Raw genomic sequence first — 15,009 nt, 5'->3', positions numbered from 1 at the left:
TCCTGAGTGCGCTTCCGGCTATTGGCAGAACGTTCCGCCATGCCGTCTCGGTTCGAGATCGAGATGGAAATGCAGGGAATGATCCGGATCGGCGCCCGGACCGAGCACCGTCTTGAAGGGTCCGCAGGCGGCCTTGCGCACGGCGTTGAGGAATTTGGCGTCCTTCTCGGGCGGCGCCGGGCCGACCTCGATCTTTTTGCCGTCCGACAGCGTGAAGCTGGCGATGTCGAGTGCGTTGCCGAACGCGTGTTCCGACAGTTTTCGTGTGCCGTTGCGTGGCCGGCAGACAAAAGCCGACGCCTGGCCGATCGATTTCAGGTCCGCACCGAATTCGGCTTTCGCAGCCGGCTGGATGACATCGGCGGCAAAACGCGCCATTGCCTCGGCCATCTTGCAGTTGAGCTCGGTGGCGGGGCCGATGGCGACGGACTTTCCAAGGGTCTTCAGCACGATGGGATAGGGGATCGAACAGCCGATTTCGGCCTGGCTTTCCGCCTTGTGTTCTTCGAATTCGACGCCGAGCATCTTCAGCCGTTCGCGGCATGCGACTTCCTCGGCCGGCATTTTTTCATCGGGCATGTCGGCCGAGCGCGGGTCTGGCAGCATCTTCTCGTCGTCTGCATCGGCCGGCTTTTGCGACGGCTGCGGGCCAATGTTGGGCGGCTGAGCCTCGGGCTCCGCGATGTCGGGTTTTGGTGTCGGCGTTGGCGCGACCGCGGGCGGCTCCGGTTCGCTTTCCGTATCGGCTGAGGGTTCGGGAGCCGGCGGCTCGGGAAGTGCCTGCTTTTCCTGGCGGGATTTTTCTTCATTGGAACGGTCGGGCGCGCCGGCGGTGTTCGCAGCGTCCGCCGGGCGTGGTTCCGGCACTGGAATGGCGGGTCCGGATCCCGAAATGCCGGGTCTGGGCATCGGCACATCGGCAGGCAAGGGTAGCGGCGGCAGCGTTTTCTGCTGTGCCTGCTTCGGCGTCACCGACCGGTGTCTTCGTGGTTTCAGGCGCTTTCCGCCTCGCGGTTTAAGGGACTGTTCGGCTCTTGGTGTCAACGGCTGCTCTATCCTCGGTGTCAACGGCTCGTGATGCCGATGGCGATGTCTCGCCTCGGCCGGCATCACCAGCAAGACCGTGACGGCCATGACGAACGCGATCCTGCATATTCGGGAAAAGACAATCGACCCCATCGCCGTCAACGGCGCCGACGCGAGGAAAGTTGCCTTGGCCCCATCACGAACGGTAACCGCGTCGTTACGCACCGATCGCTTCCAGCCCTTCCTCCAGCCAGTCGGCGAGCAGCGGCATGCCGAGCAGGTATTTCGCGGTGCGCTTGTTGGCGCGTTCGCGCGCTGCCGCCAGCGCGTCCGCCCATTCTGTGGCGTCGTAGTCGCCGCGACCGACCCAGGCCAGCGCGATCAGCTCGGCTGCTTCATCGACATTGAGGTCGTTTATCAGCTCGCGCAGCTCTTCCTCGGTCAGATTCTCCGAGCTTTCCTCGGCAAGGCCGTCATGGTGATGGTTGACATGGGACTCGCCGTCGAGTTCGACCTCGTGCTCGGCGCCATCGGCATAGTCTTCATTGACGGCCGCACTCAGCGCCTTGGCCTTGAGGATGAACAGGCGCACCGTGTCGGGGCCGATCGAAAGCTCCCAGTCCTTTTCAAGCCGCCGCTGCAAGGGCCGTCTCCCTCAGGTCGTTTGCCGGATGATAGCGGATTCGCAGCATCCGTCACCTGATGTTCTCCCGCACGTAATTTTCCGGGATGAAACGCAAGCCGACCGGCGTTAGTGTTGCATTCTCACCCCTCCAGGAGGTTTCGATGCATAAAAGAGTGCTGATCCAGGCGGCGACTGCCCTTGTCGCGCTGCAGTTCCTTGCCGTTCCGGTGTTCGCCGCCGGCGGTGACAGTGGCGGCAGCGATCAGACCGTCACCCAATGCAAGAAGGGCGAAGTCTGGGACAAGAAGAAGAAAAAGTGCGTCGCACCCCAGGAGGGCATGCTCGACGACGACAGCATCTATGATGCTGGCCATGCGTTGGCGATGGCCGGGCGCTATGACGAGGCGATCGCCGTGCTCAGCCTTGCCGCCAACAAGCAGGATCCGCGCATCCTCAACTATCTCGGCTATTCGCACCGCCATTCCGGCCGCGTCACAGTCGGCCTCGGCTATTACGAGGAAGCGCTGCGCATCGATCCGGACTACACGCTGGTGCGTGAATATCTCGGCGAAGCGCATCTGCAGATCGGCGATCTGGCCGGCGCCCAGCAACAGCTGATGGAAATCGAGAAGCGGACCGGCAAGGGTTCGCGCGAATACGGCATGCTGGCCGAGCAGATCGACCATTTTATGCGAAGCTGAAAAGATTCCAGGGCTCTTTTAAGCGGCCGCGAGCGATCGCGGCCGCTTTTGTTGCCCCCAGTCTCATTCACCGCCCCCGGCTGATGAATGCGGGGATGATTTTTACAAAACCGATTTTTGGGCGTGAAAAACCCGCGAAGATTGCTATGTTCAGGGAAATTGCGGTGAAACGGTTCCGTTAGCCCGAGGCTGCCGGACCCGTTTTCTTTTTGTACCATCGACAAGGCTTTCCCCGGAACGCGGGGGCGGCAGCAGGAAAGGTCAGGCATCATGAACAAGGTCCCGATGACAGGCGAGGGGTTCGCGTCATTGAAGGAAGAACTGCGCTGGCGCCAGCAGGAAGAGCGGCCGCGCATCATCGAGGCGATCTCCGAAGCGCGCTCGCATGGCGACCTGTCCGAAAATGCCGAATATCATGCCGCCAAAGAGGCGCAGAGCCTCAACGAGGGCCGCGTCAACGAGCTTGAAGATTATATCGCGCGGGCCGAGGTGATCGACGTCAGCAAGCTCAGCGGTGACAAGATCAAGTTCGGCGCCACCGTGGTGCTGGTCGACGAGGACACCGAGGAAAAGAAGACCTACCGGATCGTCGGCGACCAGGAGGCGGACGTGAAGTCCGGCCGCATCTCGATCTCCTCGCCGATCGCGCGTGCGCTCATCGGCAAGGAAGTCGGCGACGCCATCGAAGTCAATGCGCCCGGCGGTGCCAGGGGGTATGAGATCGTCCAGGTGCAGTTCATCTAGGGAATTCGAGGGGGGAGCGGCTGCGACTTTTAAGCTGAGGTTTGCGCCGCCCCTCATTGCCCTGCCGGGCATTTCTCCCCGTATAGTGACGGGGAGAAAGATGCTCTCATCGACGATTTCGCCAATTTTCAACGTAGCAGAATAGACGCTGGCCTTGCGTTCAGATCCCTTCTCCCCGTCGTTATACGGGGAGAAGGTGCCGGCAGGCGGATGAGGGCAGCGCCAGCCTTTCCGATTGACTTCAGTTCTTGCCAGCGTTGGCCTTGCCAAGGACCTGGAGTCCCGCCAGCCTTTCAGCCTCCGCCACCACCTCCGCCGGCATCACACGCTTCCCGGGCTGAGCCAAAAGCGTCGACGCATATTGCCCGCGAGGCCCCGTCAACCCGGGCTCGGTTGCCAGGAACACCGCAACCGTTGGCAGGCCGAAGGCGCTGGCGAGATGGGTCAGCCCGGTGTCGGCGCCGATGACCAGTTCCGAGCGGCCGATGAACGCAGCGATGTCGGCCAGCGGTGACTTTGGCACCACAACTGTCGATGGCACTGCCTTGGCAATGGCTTCGGCCACGGCCTTCTCGCGCTCGTTCGACCATGTGGTGACCGGCGTCATCCCACGTTCAGCCAGCAGGCGGGCGGTTTCAATCCAGTCTTCGGCCGGCCATTTCTTGTCTTCGCGGCTGGTGCCGTGCAGCAGGAAGGCGGTTTTTCGAGAAGGGCCCACCAGAGTGCCGGCGGGCGGCACGATGCCGGAGTCCAGGGTCGAAAGATCGGGCTGATAGCCGAGCGCCAGCCCGAACAGCCGCCGTGTCCGCTCGATGGCGTGCAGGTCGCGCGGCACGGGATAAGTGGCATCGTAGAACAGCGTCGCAGAAGGTTCGCGCGCGCTCGAACGGTCGAAGCCGGCAATGGGGGAGCCCACCTGTCTTGCCACCAGAGCCGATTTCAGGAGGCCTTGCGCATCGATGACGAGGTCGTACCGGCAATCGCGCAAGGTCCGCCGCAGGGCGGCCGCCTCGCGCCAGGTGGCGCCGTCGAGCAGCGCCTTGCGCCAGCGCCGGATCGCCACTGTATGAATCCGGTCGATCGCCGGGTGAAGCGCGACGATGCCGGCAAATGCCTCTTCGACGCACCAGTCGAAGGTCAGGTCCGGGCGGTTGCGACGGGCATCCTCGACGGCCGGAAAGGTGTGAATGACGTCGCCCATCGATGACGTCTTGACGATCAGCACCTTCATGCCGCTGCCGGGATGTCCAGCAGCCGCTCCGCCGCTGCCGCGACCTGGCCGACTTGCAGCGTCTTCAGGCAGTTGAGGTGGCCGAGCGGGCAGACCTTCTGGTGGCAGGGCGAGCACGACAGGCTAAGCCAGACCAGTTCCCGGTGCTCGGCCAGCGGTGGCGTGTTCTCGGGCGAGGTCGAGCCGTAGACGGCGACGATCGGCGTGCCGACGGCGGCCGCGACATGCATCAGCCCGCTGTCGTTGGACACGGCCAGCCTTGCGGCGGATATCAGGTCGATGGCGTCCTCCAGCCGCGTCTGTCCGGCGAGATCGACGACGCCGGGCGCCAGGGCCGCGATCTCCGCCGTCGCGTCGCGGTCGTTCTTCGAGCCGAACAGAGCGACCTTCAAGCCTTTGCCCATGAAATCGCGGGCAAGCCCGGCATAGCTTTCGCTGGGCCAGCGCTTGGCCGGGCCGAATTCGGCGCCGGGCATCAGGGCCACGAATTTCTGCGGCGCTAGGCCGAACCGGCCGAGCAGGTCGACCTGGTTTTTCGTGTCCACGCTAAGCCGTGGCGCCCGGAAACCACCGCCCTGGGCAAGGCCGAAATAGGCCTGCGCGGTGCGTCGTTTGATGCTGTCGGGCAATGGCACGATGTCGGTCAACAGGCCATAGCGCATCTCGCGCAGGTTGCCGACCCGGCGCGGAATGCGGGCAAAGAACGGGATCAGCGCCGACTTCCAGCTGCCCGGCAGGACATAGGCGATGTCGTAGCGGCCGCGCAGCAGGCGGCCGAAGCGGCGCCGATGGGTGAATTCGAGCGCACCGGGTTTGAGCGGAAAGTCGATCTGCTGGCGGATTTCGGGCATGCGCTTGACCAGGGGTGCTGCCCAGCCTGGCGCCAGCACATCGATGGCGGCGTTGGGATGCAACTCCTTCAGCGCCGAAAACAGGCACTGCGCCATCACCATGTCGCCCACCCAGCGTGGGCCGATCACGAGGATCGTTGGGCTTTCAGCCATTCGACATAGTCTCTGACACCGGTTTCCACTGTCCGGAATTGGCCATTGTAACCGGCCGCGCGCAAACGGGACATATCAGCTTGCGTAAAGCTCTGGTAGCTGCCCTTGAGATGGTCGGGGAAGGTGATGAACTCGATCTGCCCTTGGCCCAGCGTGTCGATCACCGTTTCGGCTATGGCGCGGAAGGGCTGGGCACGGCCGGTGCCGCAATTGAAGATGCCGCTTGAGCCCTGTTTCCACAGCCACAGATTGACGTCGGCGACGTCGCCGACATGGATGAAGTCGCGGCTTTGTTCGCCGGGTCCGAACCCGTCATAGGCGCCGAACAGTTTCGGGTTCTCGCCTCGCTCGACCTGGTTGAACAGATGGAAAGCGACCGAGGCCATGGCGCCCTTGTGCGCTTCGCGCGGGCCATAGACGTTGAAGTAACGCAAACCCACGACCTGCGAATGGTCGGTATCGAAACCAGTGCGCCCGGCGAACACCGTTCGCCTGACGTAGTCGTCGAACAGCTTCTTGGAATAGGCGTATACGTTGAGCGGCCGCTCGAGCGCGGGATCCTCGCGGAACTCCGAGCCGCCGCCATAGACGGAAGCCGAGGAAGCGTAGAGGAAGGGCACGCGCAGCGCCTGGCTTGCATGCAGCAGCCGTTTCGAGAAGGCGTAATTCACCTCCATCATGAATTTGCCGTTCCACTCGGTGGTGGTCGAGCATGCGCCCTGGTGGAACACGGCCTCGATGCGGCCGAGCGAGCCTGCCTCCATGCGGGGCAGAAAGTCGTCCTTGTCGAGATAGTCGGCGATCTTGAGATCGGCAAGATTGGCGATCTTGTGACCGTCGGTAAGGTCGTCGACGACGAGGATGTCGTCATGCCCTTCGGCATTCAGCGCGGCGACGATGTTGGAGCCGATCATGCCGGCGCCGCCCGTGACGATGATCATGAAGGGCCTCTGGTTGCTTGCGATTCCGGCCCTTATAGGGGAGGCTAGGCGGGCTGTCGATAAAGCCAGGCATGTGCCTGTCCTGCCATTTTTATGCGCTTGTCTGTTTTGTCTGTTTTGTCTATTATGGACAAAACGGGACATCCCATGAAAAACTATCCATCGACCGATCTGAAACAGAATCTTGGAGATGTGCTTGCAGCTGCGAGCCAGCAGCCGGTCTCCATCACTCGCCACAACAAGCCGAGATACGTCCTGATGAGCATCGAGGCCTACGAAGCGCGCTTCGGCAACGACAGCCGCCGCGTCTACGCTGCGGAGGATGCCCCGACCGAACATGTCGAGATGCTTGAGGAGTACGCCGCGGAATTGGACCGTGATTAAACCCGCCGCTGCGGACGTCTGGCGATATCCATATCTTTGGCATCGCCAACACGGAGACGGCGAGACCGAAGGCCGGAAGTCACGGCCTGTAGCCTTTGTGGCTGTCCTTCCTGGGAAAGCCGGCGGTACGGCCTCTTCATCCTTGCAATCACTTCCACGCAGCCGGGCCGTGATCGCGTTGCCGTCAGCATCCCGGAAATTGAACGCCACCGTGCGGGCCTCGACCTATGCCCCTTTGGGTCATGGTCGACGAGTACAATCATGATATCCTGGAAGCGTCAGCCTATTTCGAGCCGGGTGCGCGAATCGGCGCGTTCAGCCCGTCATTTCACAAGAAAATTATGTTCGCTTTTACTGCGGTTGTCCGCACGGGTCAGTCCAAAGCCATCCCGCGCGCGGACTGAATCGACAGAACAGAGCACGATCGTGAGGGACCAAAAATGCCATCGACCGAACTGCTCATCGCGTTTTTCGCCACCACGGCGATCTTCGCCTACATTCCAGGCCCGGCCATGCTCTATGCCGCCGCGCAGACGATGGCGCGCGGCCGCTGGTCCGGCCTGACGGCGGCACTTGGCATCCATCTGGGCGGCTACGTGCATGTTTTCGCCGCGGCTGCCGGGCTGTCGGTGCTGTTTCATGCCGTGCCGACCCTCTACCTGGCGGTCAAGCTGGTCGGCGCGCTCTATCTGATCTGGCTTGGCGTCTCGCTGTTTCGCAAGCGCGCAGACGGCGATGCGTCGCTGCCTGCCATCGAGCGCAAATCAGCGCGGCGCGCCTTTTTCGAGAGCATCACCGTCGAGGTGCTCAATCCGAAGACAGCGATCTTCTTCATGGCGTTCCTGCCGCAATTCATCGACGCCTCGGCGGCGTTTCCGGTCTGGCTGCAGTTCGTCGTGCTCGGCACGATCGTTAATCTGATGTTCTCCTCGGCCGATATCGTCTGTGTGTTCCTGGCGGGCGCCGTGATCGGCCGTTTGCGGCGTTCGAGCCGGGCACAGCGGCTGATGCAACGGGCGGGAGGGGCCGTGCTGGTCGGGCTGGGCGTCCATGTCGCCCTGCAGAAGAGCTGACCGCCCGAGCCTGCCGGGATCATGCCTGCCGTTGCGCTGCGTGAATTTGCGGTATATCGGCTTTCGCCATGAGCGATCCGACCAGTCGATTGATGAGCACTTATGAGATTGAAATCGGCCTTTTCCCTGTGTTGCCAGTGACATGATCAAGCACAATCCGCCTTCTCCCGAACCGTTGCACCGCGCCATTGCGCGGTTCGGCCAGGCCACTGTGCTGGTGGTCGGCGACTTCATCCTCGATCGTTTCGTCAACGGCGTCATCGAGCGGATCTCGCCGGAGGCGCCGATCCCGGTGCTGCACGGGCGCGGTGAGACCTCGACCATGGGTGGTGCCGGCAATGTCGTGGCCAACATCGTTTCGCTTGGTGCTGCCGCTGTTCCCGTCTCGGTCATCGGCACCGATGTGGCAGGCGATAGCCTGGTGCGGATGCTCGGCGAGCTTGGCGCCGATACGGCGGGCCTCGCGCAGGAGTGTGGTCGCATGACCTCGTCCAAAAGCCGCTTCAGCGCGCTCAACCAGCAGGTGCTGCGCTTCGACGAGGAGGAAATCAAGCCGTTGGGTGCTGCGGAGCGAGCCGGCCTGATCCGGCATTTCCGCGCCGCGCTGACGCGCGCTGACATCGTCATCCTGTCCGACTACGGCAAGGGCATCCTGCTCGACGGCGTCGCCGGCGACTTGATCGCCATCTGCCGCGAGGCTGGAAAGCCGGTGCTGGTCGACCCGAAGGGCCGCGATTATGCGCGCTATGCCGGGGCGACCGCCATCACCCCCAACCGCAAGGAACTCGGCGAGGCCGTCGGCCATGCGGTGTTCGCCGATGACGAGATCGTGGCTGCCGCACGCGAGCTGATTTCGGCACATGGTTTCGATTTCGTCGTCGCGACGCGCAGCGAAAAGGGCATGAGCGTGGTCGGTCCCGACGAGGCGCGCCACATCGCCACCCAGGCGCGCGAAGTGTTCGACGTTTCGGGCGCCGGCGACACGGTGATCGCGAGCTTCGCGCTGGCGCTGGCCGTGGGCGCCGATACGGTCATGGCCGCTTCGATCGCCAATGCCGCTGGTGGCGTCGTGGTGGGCAAGCGTGGCACCGCGCGGCTGACGGTCGAGGAACTCACCGGCGCGCTGTTCCGTTCACATGGGCCGACCGCCCACAAGGACGCCATCCTCGATGCCACATCGGCCGCCCGCATGGTGGCGGCGTGGAAGGAAGAGGGCCTGAGCGTCGGCTTCACCAATGGCTGCTTCGACATCCTGCATGCCGGCCATGTCAGCTTGCTGCACGCGGCGCGCAGCCAGTGCGACCGGCTGGTGCTTGGCCTCAACAGCGATGCTTCGGTGCGGCGACTGAAGGGCGCCGGGCGCCCGGTCAACGACCAGCACGACCGCGCCTGCGTGCTGGCAGCACTTGCCTCGGTCGATGCGGTCGTGGTGTTCGAGGAAGATACGCCGCTGGCGCTGATCGGAGCGCTGCTGCCCGACATACTGGTCAAGGGGGCCGATTACACGGTCGACACCGTGGTCGGCGCCGATGTGGTGCAGAAGGCCGGCGGACGCGTCGTGCTGGTCGATCTGGTCGCCGGAAAAAGCACCACCAACACCATTGGCAAATTGCGCGCCGGTGGCACCACAAACTGAGGGTTTCATGTCCGAGTTGAACGATTATCTTGTCCGCTCTGCGGCTGCCATATCAGCCATGGTCGAACGGGACCTGACCGGTGAGATGGGGCGGGCAGCGAGCGCCGTGGTGACGGCGCTTTCGTCGGGGAAAGCCTTGCTCATCGCCGGCAATGGCGGCTCGGCCAGCGACGCCATCCACATTGCCGGCGAACTGGTCGGCCGCTTTCTCAAGGAGCGCAAGGCCTACAATGTCATCGCGCTGCCGGCCAATGCAGCGGTGCTGACCGCCTGGGGCAACGACTACGGATTCGACACAGTTTTTTCGCGCCAGGTCGAGGCGCATGGCGCCGCCGGCGGGGTGCTCCTGGCGATCTCGACCAGCGGCAACTCGCCGAGCATCCTTGCCGCCGCCGAACAGGCGCGGAGGATGGACATGACGGTGATCGGCATGACCGGCGACACCGGCGGCAAGCTGAAGCCTCTGTCCGATATCCTGCTCAACGTGCCGTCGACCTCGACGCCGATCATCCAGCAGGGGCATCTGTGCCTTTACCATCATTTGTGCGAGGTGGTCGAAGCGCGCCTCAGCAATGGCTGATCCCCCGACCTCTGGCCGCTATCCGCTGGCGGAGCCTGGCCTATGGGTCGAGCAGGTCGGCTCAAGGGTGTTCGCCGCCGGCTCGCCGGCGCTGTTCCTCGATCGCGACGGCACCATCAATGTCGATACGGGCTATCCGGATGATCCTGCCGAAATGGTGCTGCGCGGGGACATAGCCGCGGTGATAGCCGCCGCCAACCGGGCCGGCATTCCGGTCATCATCGTCACCAACCAGTCGGGCATCGCGCGTGGCTATTTCGGCTGGGGCGATTTCGCTGCCGTCAACGGCCGCGTGCTCGAGCTGCTGCGCGCCGACAATGCGTTCGTCGATATGGTCGTCGCCTGCGCCTATCACGAAGCTGGCACCGGTGTGCTTGCGGTCGCCGATCATCCGATGCGCAAGCCCAATCCGGGCATGTTGCTGGAGGCGGCCGGGCGCCTCGGGCTCGATCTGCGGCGTTCGCTGATCGTCGGCGACAAGGAGGCCGACATGGAGGCGGGACAACGCGCCGGCCTCGCGCAGGGCTGGCTGGTAGACGGGCAAGCAGCTGTCCGATCGGGCTTCACAATTCAGCCTTGGTGCGCCCGCGCGGATTTCGACGGCCTGCTCGCCGCAATAGCTGCGCTTGGCACCGCCTCGGGCGCGCCGTGACGGCTTACATCCGATCTTTGTCTCGCCAGGCTTCATAAAGCTTGGCCTCTGTCGCGAACGAATACAGCATCACCAGCATCGAATAGACGAATCCGTGCCGGCCGCACAGGAAGTAGCGCTTGGCCAGGTAGAACTTCAGGAAGTTGCCGAGAGGCGACAGCACCAGTCTTATCAGGCCGGGCTTCTTGGCTCGTTCGACCAGCGTGGCAACCTTGAGGCTGGAGTAGGTGTTGGCTCTTGCCAGATCCTCGGCAATGGTCATTTCGCGGCGATGCAGCAGCACGCCATTTTCTATCGTGCCGGTTTCGCCTGGCACCTCGAACGACTCATGGACCCGCAGATTAAGGTCCATCGTGGCCTTGTCGCGGCGGAAAAGACGCAGCAGCCTGTTGTGAAGCACCCAGCGGTGCGCATAGCCATAGCCCTTCAGCTTGTCGCGGCGTCTGATGTACCATCCGTCGAAGGCGTCATTCCCAAGCTGGGTCACATTCATGATTGACTGCCTGAGCACGTCGTCGATGGCCTCGTCGGCTTCAATCGAAAGGCACCATGGTTGCGTGGCCTGATCGAGCGCGAATTGCCGCTGACGAGGAAAGCCCGGCCAATCGTTGTGAAACAGCCTTATCGGGTAGCCTTTGGCGATGTACCCATTGACGACGTCCAGAGTGCTGTCCGTCGAGCCCGAATCGACGACGATGATCTCGGCGCAGAAATCGACGCTTTCCAGGCACTCGCCGATCATATCGGCCTCGTTCATGCAGATGACCAGCGCCGAAACCGGGCTAGAAAATCGAGTCATCGTCCCACCCCACGGCACACTGTTCTCGGAATTGGGCTGCCCTGCGCCACCTGTTTACGCAATCCCGAAAGCGCTATGCGCTTTTCCCGGGAAAACCGTTACATACTTTTTCTGGAATTGCTCTAGGAAACCAACAAGACGGCTACGGCAGAAATTCCGGCTTCACAGGAGAGCTATCGAACGCCAAAGCGGCGCTGATATGGCGAGGCGTTCAAGCCGCATCGGCGAAGCCCGCTGCGGTTCAACCGGGTCAAGGCTGTGCGAACGAGACCAGCCCTTCGTCCTTGACCCGGCGGATGGTGAGCGCTGTTCGCACCGTGTCGACATTCGGGGTCGAGGTCAGTTCCTCGATGACGAAGGTCTGGAAGGCGCCAAGGTCGCTCGCCACGCAATGGAGCAGGAAATCGGATTCGCCCGACACCATCCAGGCGTCGCGTACGATCGGCCAGCCGCGGGTGCGCTCGGCAAAGATGCGCAGCTCGGCATCGGCCTGATGATGCAGGCCGACCAGGCAGAAGGCAACGACATCGAGGCCGAGCGCTGGCGCATTGAGCAAGGCGCGGTAGCCACGGATGATGCCCGCTTCCTCCAGGCGCTTGACGCGGCGCAGGCATGGCGGAGCCGAAATGCCGACGCGGTTCGACAGTTCGACATTGGTCATGCGGCCGTCGCCCTGCAATTCGCGCAGGATCTTCCAGTCGATGGCGTCGAGGTCGGCCTTGAGCGGCATGGGGGCTCTCGATCACAAGGGGCAATACGCAAGAATCTTGCGTGATTTTGTAATTAAACGACTTCGCTGTCCATTCCATCCTTCGCCCGGAATATTTCGCGGGATCAGCGGGCGACAGGTGTGACAAAGCTTTCCGGGGACGAACTCCAACTTGCCTTGCTGGCGTCGTGGGCAACACTTACATTACGCGCGACAATGATCGAGTTTTCCATGCCGCAATTGCCGGCAGCCCTCCGCAGAGGCTTTACATGACCACCAAGCACGCGCCCGTTCTCATCATCGGTTCCGGTCCGGCCGGCTATACGGCAGCGGTCTATGCCGCCCGCGCCATGCTGAAGCCGATGCTGGTCGCCGGCCTGCAGCAGGGCGGGCAATTGATGATCACCACCGATGTCGAGAACTATCCCGGCTTCGCCGACCCGATCCAGGGTCCGTGGCTGATGGAGCAGATGCTAAAACAGGCCGAGCATGTCGGCACCGACATCATCAACGACATCATCACCGAGGTCGACCTCAACGTGCGACCGTTCCGTGCCAAGGGCGATTCCGGCACCACCTATACCGCCGACGCGCTGATCATCGCCACCGGCGCGCAAGCGAAATGGCTGGGCATCCCGACCGAGCAGGACTTCATGGGTTTTGGAGTCTCGGCCTGCGCCACCTGCGACGGTTTCTTCTACAGGGGCAAGGATGTCGCGGTGATCGGTGGCGGCAATTCCGCGGTGGAAGAGGCGCTCTATCTGTCCAATCTCGCCAAGAGCGTGACGGTCATCCACAGGCGAAGCGATTTTCGCGCCGAACGTATCCTGCGCGAGCGGCTTCTGAAGAAGGACAATGTCCGCGTCATCTGGGACACGATCGTCGACGAGATCACCGGCCGGCCCGGCAAGACGCCGCTGCCGCCCTCGGTCGAGGGGCTGAAGCTCAAGCATGCGGTGACCGGCGAGGTGTCGCACCTCAAGGTCGACGGCGTGTTCGTGGCCATCGGCCATGCGCCGGCGGTTGAACTGTTCGCCGGCAAGCTCAAGCAGAAGCCGAACGGCTATCTGTGGACGGCGCCGGATTCGACCCGCACCGATGTGCCGGGCGTGTTCGCGGCCGGCGATGTGACCGACGATATCTACCGCCAGGCGGTGACGGCGGCGGGGCTTGGCTGCATGGCCGCACTCGAGGCGGAGAAGTATCTGGCCGGCATCGAAGTGCATCGCGAAGCGGCCGAGTAGAGAGTTCAGAGAGCGGCTTAGAAACGCCGTGTAAAAGCCTGATTTTTCATTCAGACGCCAAAACAGAACGAGGGGAATCATGGCGTTGGACTGGGACAAGCTACGCGTGTTTCACGCTGCGGCGGAGGCGGGGTCGTTTACCCATGCGGCCGAGACATTGCATCTGTCGCAATCGGCGATCTCGCGGCAGGTCAGCGCGCTCGAGCATGATGTCGGCGTGCCGCTGTTCAACCGCCACGCCCGCGGGCTGGTGCTGACCGAGCAGGGTGAGATGCTGTTTCGCACGGCGCATGACGTGCTGATGAAGCTGGAGACCATCAAGTCCCGGCTGACCGAGACCAAGGATCGCCCGTCGGGCGTGCTGCGGGTGACGACGACGGTGGGGCTGGGCGCCGGCTGGCTGACCGAGCGGGTACAGGAATTCATCGAACTTTATCCCGAAATCAGCCTGCAGCTGATCCTCGCCAACGAGGAACTCGATCTCACCATGCGCCAGGCCGATTGCGCCATCCGGCTGCGCCAGCCGCAGCAGCCGGACCTGATCCAGCGCCGCCTGTTCACCGTGCATTTCCACCTCTACGCGGCCCCATCCTATGTCGCCAAGCATGGCAAGCCGTCTTCCGTCGCCGAGCTGAAGGCCCATCGCATCGTCACCTTCGGCGTGCCGGTGCCGTCGCATCTGTCGGAGCTGAACTGGCTGGAAACGGTCGGTGATTTCGAAGGCGGACAAAGGGTGCCGACGCTGCAGATCAACGACATATTGTCGATCAAGCGTGCGGTGCAGGGCGGTGCCGGCATCGCCATGCTGCCCGACTATGTGATCAGCAAGGACTCCGATCTGGTGCAGCTGCTGCCGGAGACCGAGGTGCCGTCTTTCGACACCTATTTCGCCTATCCCGACGCGATGAAGAACCAGGCCAAGCTGCACGTGTTCCGGGACTTCATCATCGCCAAGGCCCGAAGCTGGTCCTTCTGAGGGCATGCCGATATTCAAGTGAGGCCGCCGCGAATGGCCGCTTCCTGCGCTTCCCCGTCTACCGCATCGCGGTAGAACTGTGCTCACGTACTTAAGTACCCTCCGCTCCGGTTCTCGGCAGCCACCATTCTCGACTCGGCCTGACCTGAATCTCAACGCGCCCTGCGATGGTGGCTCAACCACGCCAGGGCGACAGTCGAGGCAGCCAGCCCGGGACGTTGCGGCGGTAGGTGTCGTATTCGGCGCCGTAGCGGTGAGCCAAGGTCGGCTCCTCGTAGAACCGCACGAAAGAGCCCATGACGATCGCGCCGATGACTGCATAGGCGACAAGCGCCCAGCTCGAGAACAGCAGCGCCTGGCCGAGGATGATCGACAGCACGGCGACATACATCGGGTTGCGGACATGGCGGTAGATGCCACCGATCACCAGCCTCTCGGTCGGGGCGACCGGTGCGGGTGTGCCCAGGCCCTCAAGCGCAAAACGGCCGAAGGCATGCAGGAGTGCCGCGACCGCGGCGACGATCAGAAGCCCGCCGACAGGGACAAAGCCCGGCAGACCAGACCACGGCAAGCCCCAGCGATCGGTCAACAGCCAAGGCACCAGCCCGGCAACCACGCAGGGCGCCGCGATGAAGAAGGCCGCACTGCCCGCGATCGCCGAAAACGTCCGCATTGGCTGCTTCC

At 63.1% G+C, this 15,009-nt stretch carries 17 protein-coding genes; 9 read left to right on the top strand and 8 right to left on the bottom strand.

The window, feature by feature from the left end; translation table 11 throughout:
- Window positions 1–18 precede the first annotated feature (18 nt).
- Both NKH95_RS24610 and NKH95_RS24605 read right to left on the bottom strand, forming a co-directional pair.
- A complete protein-coding gene (locus NKH95_RS24610; protein ID WP_031212699.1) occupies window positions 19–1,056 on the bottom strand; it encodes an extensin-like domain-containing protein in 1,038 nt (345 codons plus the stop codon).
- A gap of 187 nt (window positions 1,057–1,243) precedes the next feature.
- The gene (locus tag NKH95_RS24605) at window positions 1,244–1,669 is read right to left on the bottom strand and encodes a DUF3775 domain-containing protein (RefSeq protein WP_013530064.1); all 426 of its coding nucleotides are present in this window, start codon (window positions 1,667–1,669) and stop codon (window positions 1,244–1,246) included.
- 143 nt (window positions 1,670–1,812) lie between these two features.
- Here NKH95_RS24605 and NKH95_RS24600 point away from each other — a divergent pair, with 143 nt between their 5' ends.
- Together NKH95_RS24600 and greA are read left to right on the top strand one after the other, a co-directional pair.
- Window positions 1,813–2,352: a tetratricopeptide repeat protein gene (locus tag NKH95_RS24600; RefSeq protein WP_023809744.1), complete on the top strand. Its 540-nt coding sequence runs from the start codon at window positions 1,813–1,815 to the stop codon at window positions 2,350–2,352.
- A gap of 270 nt (window positions 2,353–2,622) precedes the next feature.
- The gene (gene greA, locus NKH95_RS24595) at window positions 2,623–3,096 is read left to right on the top strand and encodes a transcription elongation factor GreA (protein ID WP_013530066.1); all 474 of its coding nucleotides are present in this window, start codon (window positions 2,623–2,625) and stop codon (window positions 3,094–3,096) included.
- 241 nt (window positions 3,097–3,337) lie between these two features.
- Here the strand turns inward: greA and waaC are convergent, their stop codons facing one another.
- From waaC to rfaD, 3 genes are read right to left on the bottom strand one after another with little or no spacing between them, the layout of a single operon-like run.
- On the bottom strand, window positions 3,338–4,327 hold the full coding sequence (gene waaC / locus NKH95_RS24590; RefSeq protein ID WP_352893483.1) for a lipopolysaccharide heptosyltransferase I: 990 nt from the start codon (window positions 4,325–4,327) through the stop codon (window positions 3,338–3,340).
- The gene (gene waaF / locus NKH95_RS24585; RefSeq protein WP_352893481.1) at window positions 4,324–5,331 is read right to left on the bottom strand and encodes a lipopolysaccharide heptosyltransferase II; all 1,008 of its coding nucleotides are present in this window, start codon (window positions 5,329–5,331) and stop codon (window positions 4,324–4,326) included. The genes waaC and waaF overlap by 4 nt, the downstream gene beginning before the upstream one ends.
- The gene (gene rfaD / locus NKH95_RS24580) at window positions 5,304–6,272 is read right to left on the bottom strand and encodes an ADP-glyceromanno-heptose 6-epimerase (protein ID WP_352893479.1); all 969 of its coding nucleotides are present in this window, start codon (window positions 6,270–6,272) and stop codon (window positions 5,304–5,306) included. The genes waaF and rfaD overlap by 28 nt, the downstream gene beginning before the upstream one ends.
- 147 nt (window positions 6,273–6,419) lie before the next feature.
- Here rfaD and NKH95_RS24575 point away from each other — a divergent pair, with 147 nt between their 5' ends.
- The 5 genes from NKH95_RS24575 (at window position 6,420) to NKH95_RS24550 (ending at window position 10,597) form a co-directional block, all read left to right on the top strand.
- A complete protein-coding gene (locus tag NKH95_RS24575; protein ID WP_023809741.1) occupies window positions 6,420–6,656 on the top strand; it encodes a type II toxin-antitoxin system Phd/YefM family antitoxin in 237 nt (78 codons plus the stop codon).
- A 440-nt stretch (window positions 6,657–7,096) separates the two neighbouring features.
- Window positions 7,097–7,729 carry a LysE family translocator gene (locus tag NKH95_RS24565; RefSeq protein ID WP_352555052.1) on the top strand — a complete coding sequence of 211 codons (633 nt, stop codon included), beginning with the start codon at window positions 7,097–7,099 and terminating at the stop codon, window positions 7,727–7,729.
- Between the two features lie 142 nt (window positions 7,730–7,871).
- Window positions 7,872–9,365, top strand: a complete 1,494-nt coding sequence (gene rfaE1 / locus NKH95_RS24560) for a D-glycero-beta-D-manno-heptose-7-phosphate kinase (RefSeq protein WP_352893477.1) — start codon at window positions 7,872–7,874, stop codon at window positions 9,363–9,365.
- A gap of 7 nt (window positions 9,366–9,372) precedes the next feature.
- Entirely contained in the window at window positions 9,373–9,945 is a 573-nt protein-coding gene (locus NKH95_RS24555; RefSeq protein WP_023809738.1) for a D-sedoheptulose-7-phosphate isomerase, read from the top strand.
- A complete protein-coding gene (locus tag NKH95_RS24550) occupies window positions 9,938–10,597 on the top strand; it encodes an HAD family hydrolase (protein WP_352893474.1) in 660 nt (219 codons plus the stop codon). Before NKH95_RS24555 ends, NKH95_RS24550 begins: the two co-directional genes overlap by 8 nt.
- Window positions 10,598–10,601: 4 nt before the next feature.
- Here NKH95_RS24550 and NKH95_RS24545 read toward each other — a convergent pair whose 3' ends face one another.
- Both NKH95_RS24545 and NKH95_RS24540 read right to left on the bottom strand, forming a co-directional pair.
- On the bottom strand, window positions 10,602–11,396 hold the full coding sequence (locus tag NKH95_RS24545) for a glycosyltransferase family 2 protein (protein WP_127318541.1): 795 nt from the start codon (window positions 11,394–11,396) through the stop codon (window positions 10,602–10,604).
- Window positions 11,397–11,646: 250 nt separating this feature from the next.
- A complete protein-coding gene (locus NKH95_RS24540; protein WP_023809735.1) occupies window positions 11,647–12,126 on the bottom strand; it encodes an Lrp/AsnC family transcriptional regulator in 480 nt (159 codons plus the stop codon).
- Between the two features lie 248 nt (window positions 12,127–12,374).
- Here NKH95_RS24540 and trxB point away from each other — a divergent pair, with 248 nt between their 5' ends.
- Both trxB and NKH95_RS24530 read left to right on the top strand, forming a co-directional pair.
- Window positions 12,375–13,349: a thioredoxin-disulfide reductase gene (gene trxB / locus NKH95_RS24535; RefSeq protein WP_023809734.1), complete on the top strand. Its 975-nt coding sequence runs from the start codon at window positions 12,375–12,377 to the stop codon at window positions 13,347–13,349.
- Between the two features lie 79 nt (window positions 13,350–13,428).
- The gene (locus NKH95_RS24530; RefSeq protein WP_023809733.1) at window positions 13,429–14,325 is read left to right on the top strand and encodes a LysR family transcriptional regulator; all 897 of its coding nucleotides are present in this window, start codon (window positions 13,429–13,431) and stop codon (window positions 14,323–14,325) included.
- 175 nt (window positions 14,326–14,500) lie between these two features.
- On the opposite strand, the gene NKH95_RS24525 is transcribed toward NKH95_RS24530, so the two are convergent.
- Entirely contained in the window at window positions 14,501–14,998 is a 498-nt protein-coding gene (locus NKH95_RS24525; protein WP_023809732.1) for a methyltransferase family protein, read from the bottom strand.
- Window positions 14,999–15,009 lie beyond the last annotated feature (11 nt).

Source organism: Mesorhizobium sp. M0848 (assembly GCF_040319805.1).
Lineage (GTDB): Bacteria > Pseudomonadota > Alphaproteobacteria > Rhizobiales > Rhizobiaceae > Mesorhizobium.
This window is presented reverse-complemented; position numbering and strand designations above follow the sequence as displayed.

What these genes read in the sequence shown, in the direction of transcription:
- NKH95_RS24600 (WP_023809744.1), top strand. Translation starts at nt 1,813, where the DNA reads ATGCATAAAAGAGTGCTGATCCAGGCGGCGACTGCCCTTGTCGCGCTG.
- greA (WP_013530066.1), top strand. Translation starts at nt 2,623, where the DNA reads ATGAACAAGGTCCCGATGACAGGCGAGGGGTTCGCGTCATTGAAGGAA.
- waaC (WP_352893483.1), bottom strand. Translation starts at nt 4,327, where the DNA reads ATGAAGGTGCTGATCGTCAAGACGTCATCGATGGGCGACGTCATTCAC.
- waaF (WP_352893481.1), bottom strand. Translation starts at nt 5,331, where the DNA reads ATGGCTGAAAGCCCAACGATCCTCGTGATCGGCCCACGCTGGGTGGGC.
- rfaD (WP_352893479.1), bottom strand. Translation starts at nt 6,272, where the DNA reads ATGATCATCGTCACGGGCGGCGCCGGCATGATCGGCTCCAACATCGTC.
- NKH95_RS24575 (WP_023809741.1), top strand. Translation starts at nt 6,420, where the DNA reads ATGAAAAACTATCCATCGACCGATCTGAAACAGAATCTTGGAGATGTG.
- NKH95_RS24565 (WP_352555052.1), top strand. Translation starts at nt 7,097, where the DNA reads ATGCCATCGACCGAACTGCTCATCGCGTTTTTCGCCACCACGGCGATC.
- rfaE1 (WP_352893477.1), top strand. Translation starts at nt 7,872, where the DNA reads ATGATCAAGCACAATCCGCCTTCTCCCGAACCGTTGCACCGCGCCATT.
- NKH95_RS24555 (WP_023809738.1), top strand. Translation starts at nt 9,373, where the DNA reads ATGTCCGAGTTGAACGATTATCTTGTCCGCTCTGCGGCTGCCATATCA.
- NKH95_RS24550 (WP_352893474.1), top strand. Translation starts at nt 9,938, where the DNA reads ATGGCTGATCCCCCGACCTCTGGCCGCTATCCGCTGGCGGAGCCTGGC.
- NKH95_RS24545 (WP_127318541.1), bottom strand. Translation starts at nt 11,396, where the DNA reads ATGACTCGATTTTCTAGCCCGGTTTCGGCGCTGGTCATCTGCATGAAC.
- NKH95_RS24540 (WP_023809735.1), bottom strand. Translation starts at nt 12,126, where the DNA reads ATGCCGCTCAAGGCCGACCTCGACGCCATCGACTGGAAGATCCTGCGC.
- trxB (WP_023809734.1), top strand. Translation starts at nt 12,375, where the DNA reads ATGACCACCAAGCACGCGCCCGTTCTCATCATCGGTTCCGGTCCGGCC.
- NKH95_RS24530 (WP_023809733.1), top strand. Translation starts at nt 13,429, where the DNA reads ATGGCGTTGGACTGGGACAAGCTACGCGTGTTTCACGCTGCGGCGGAG.
- NKH95_RS24525 (WP_023809732.1), bottom strand. Translation starts at nt 14,998, where the DNA reads ATGCGGACGTTTTCGGCGATCGCGGGCAGTGCGGCCTTCTTCATCGCG.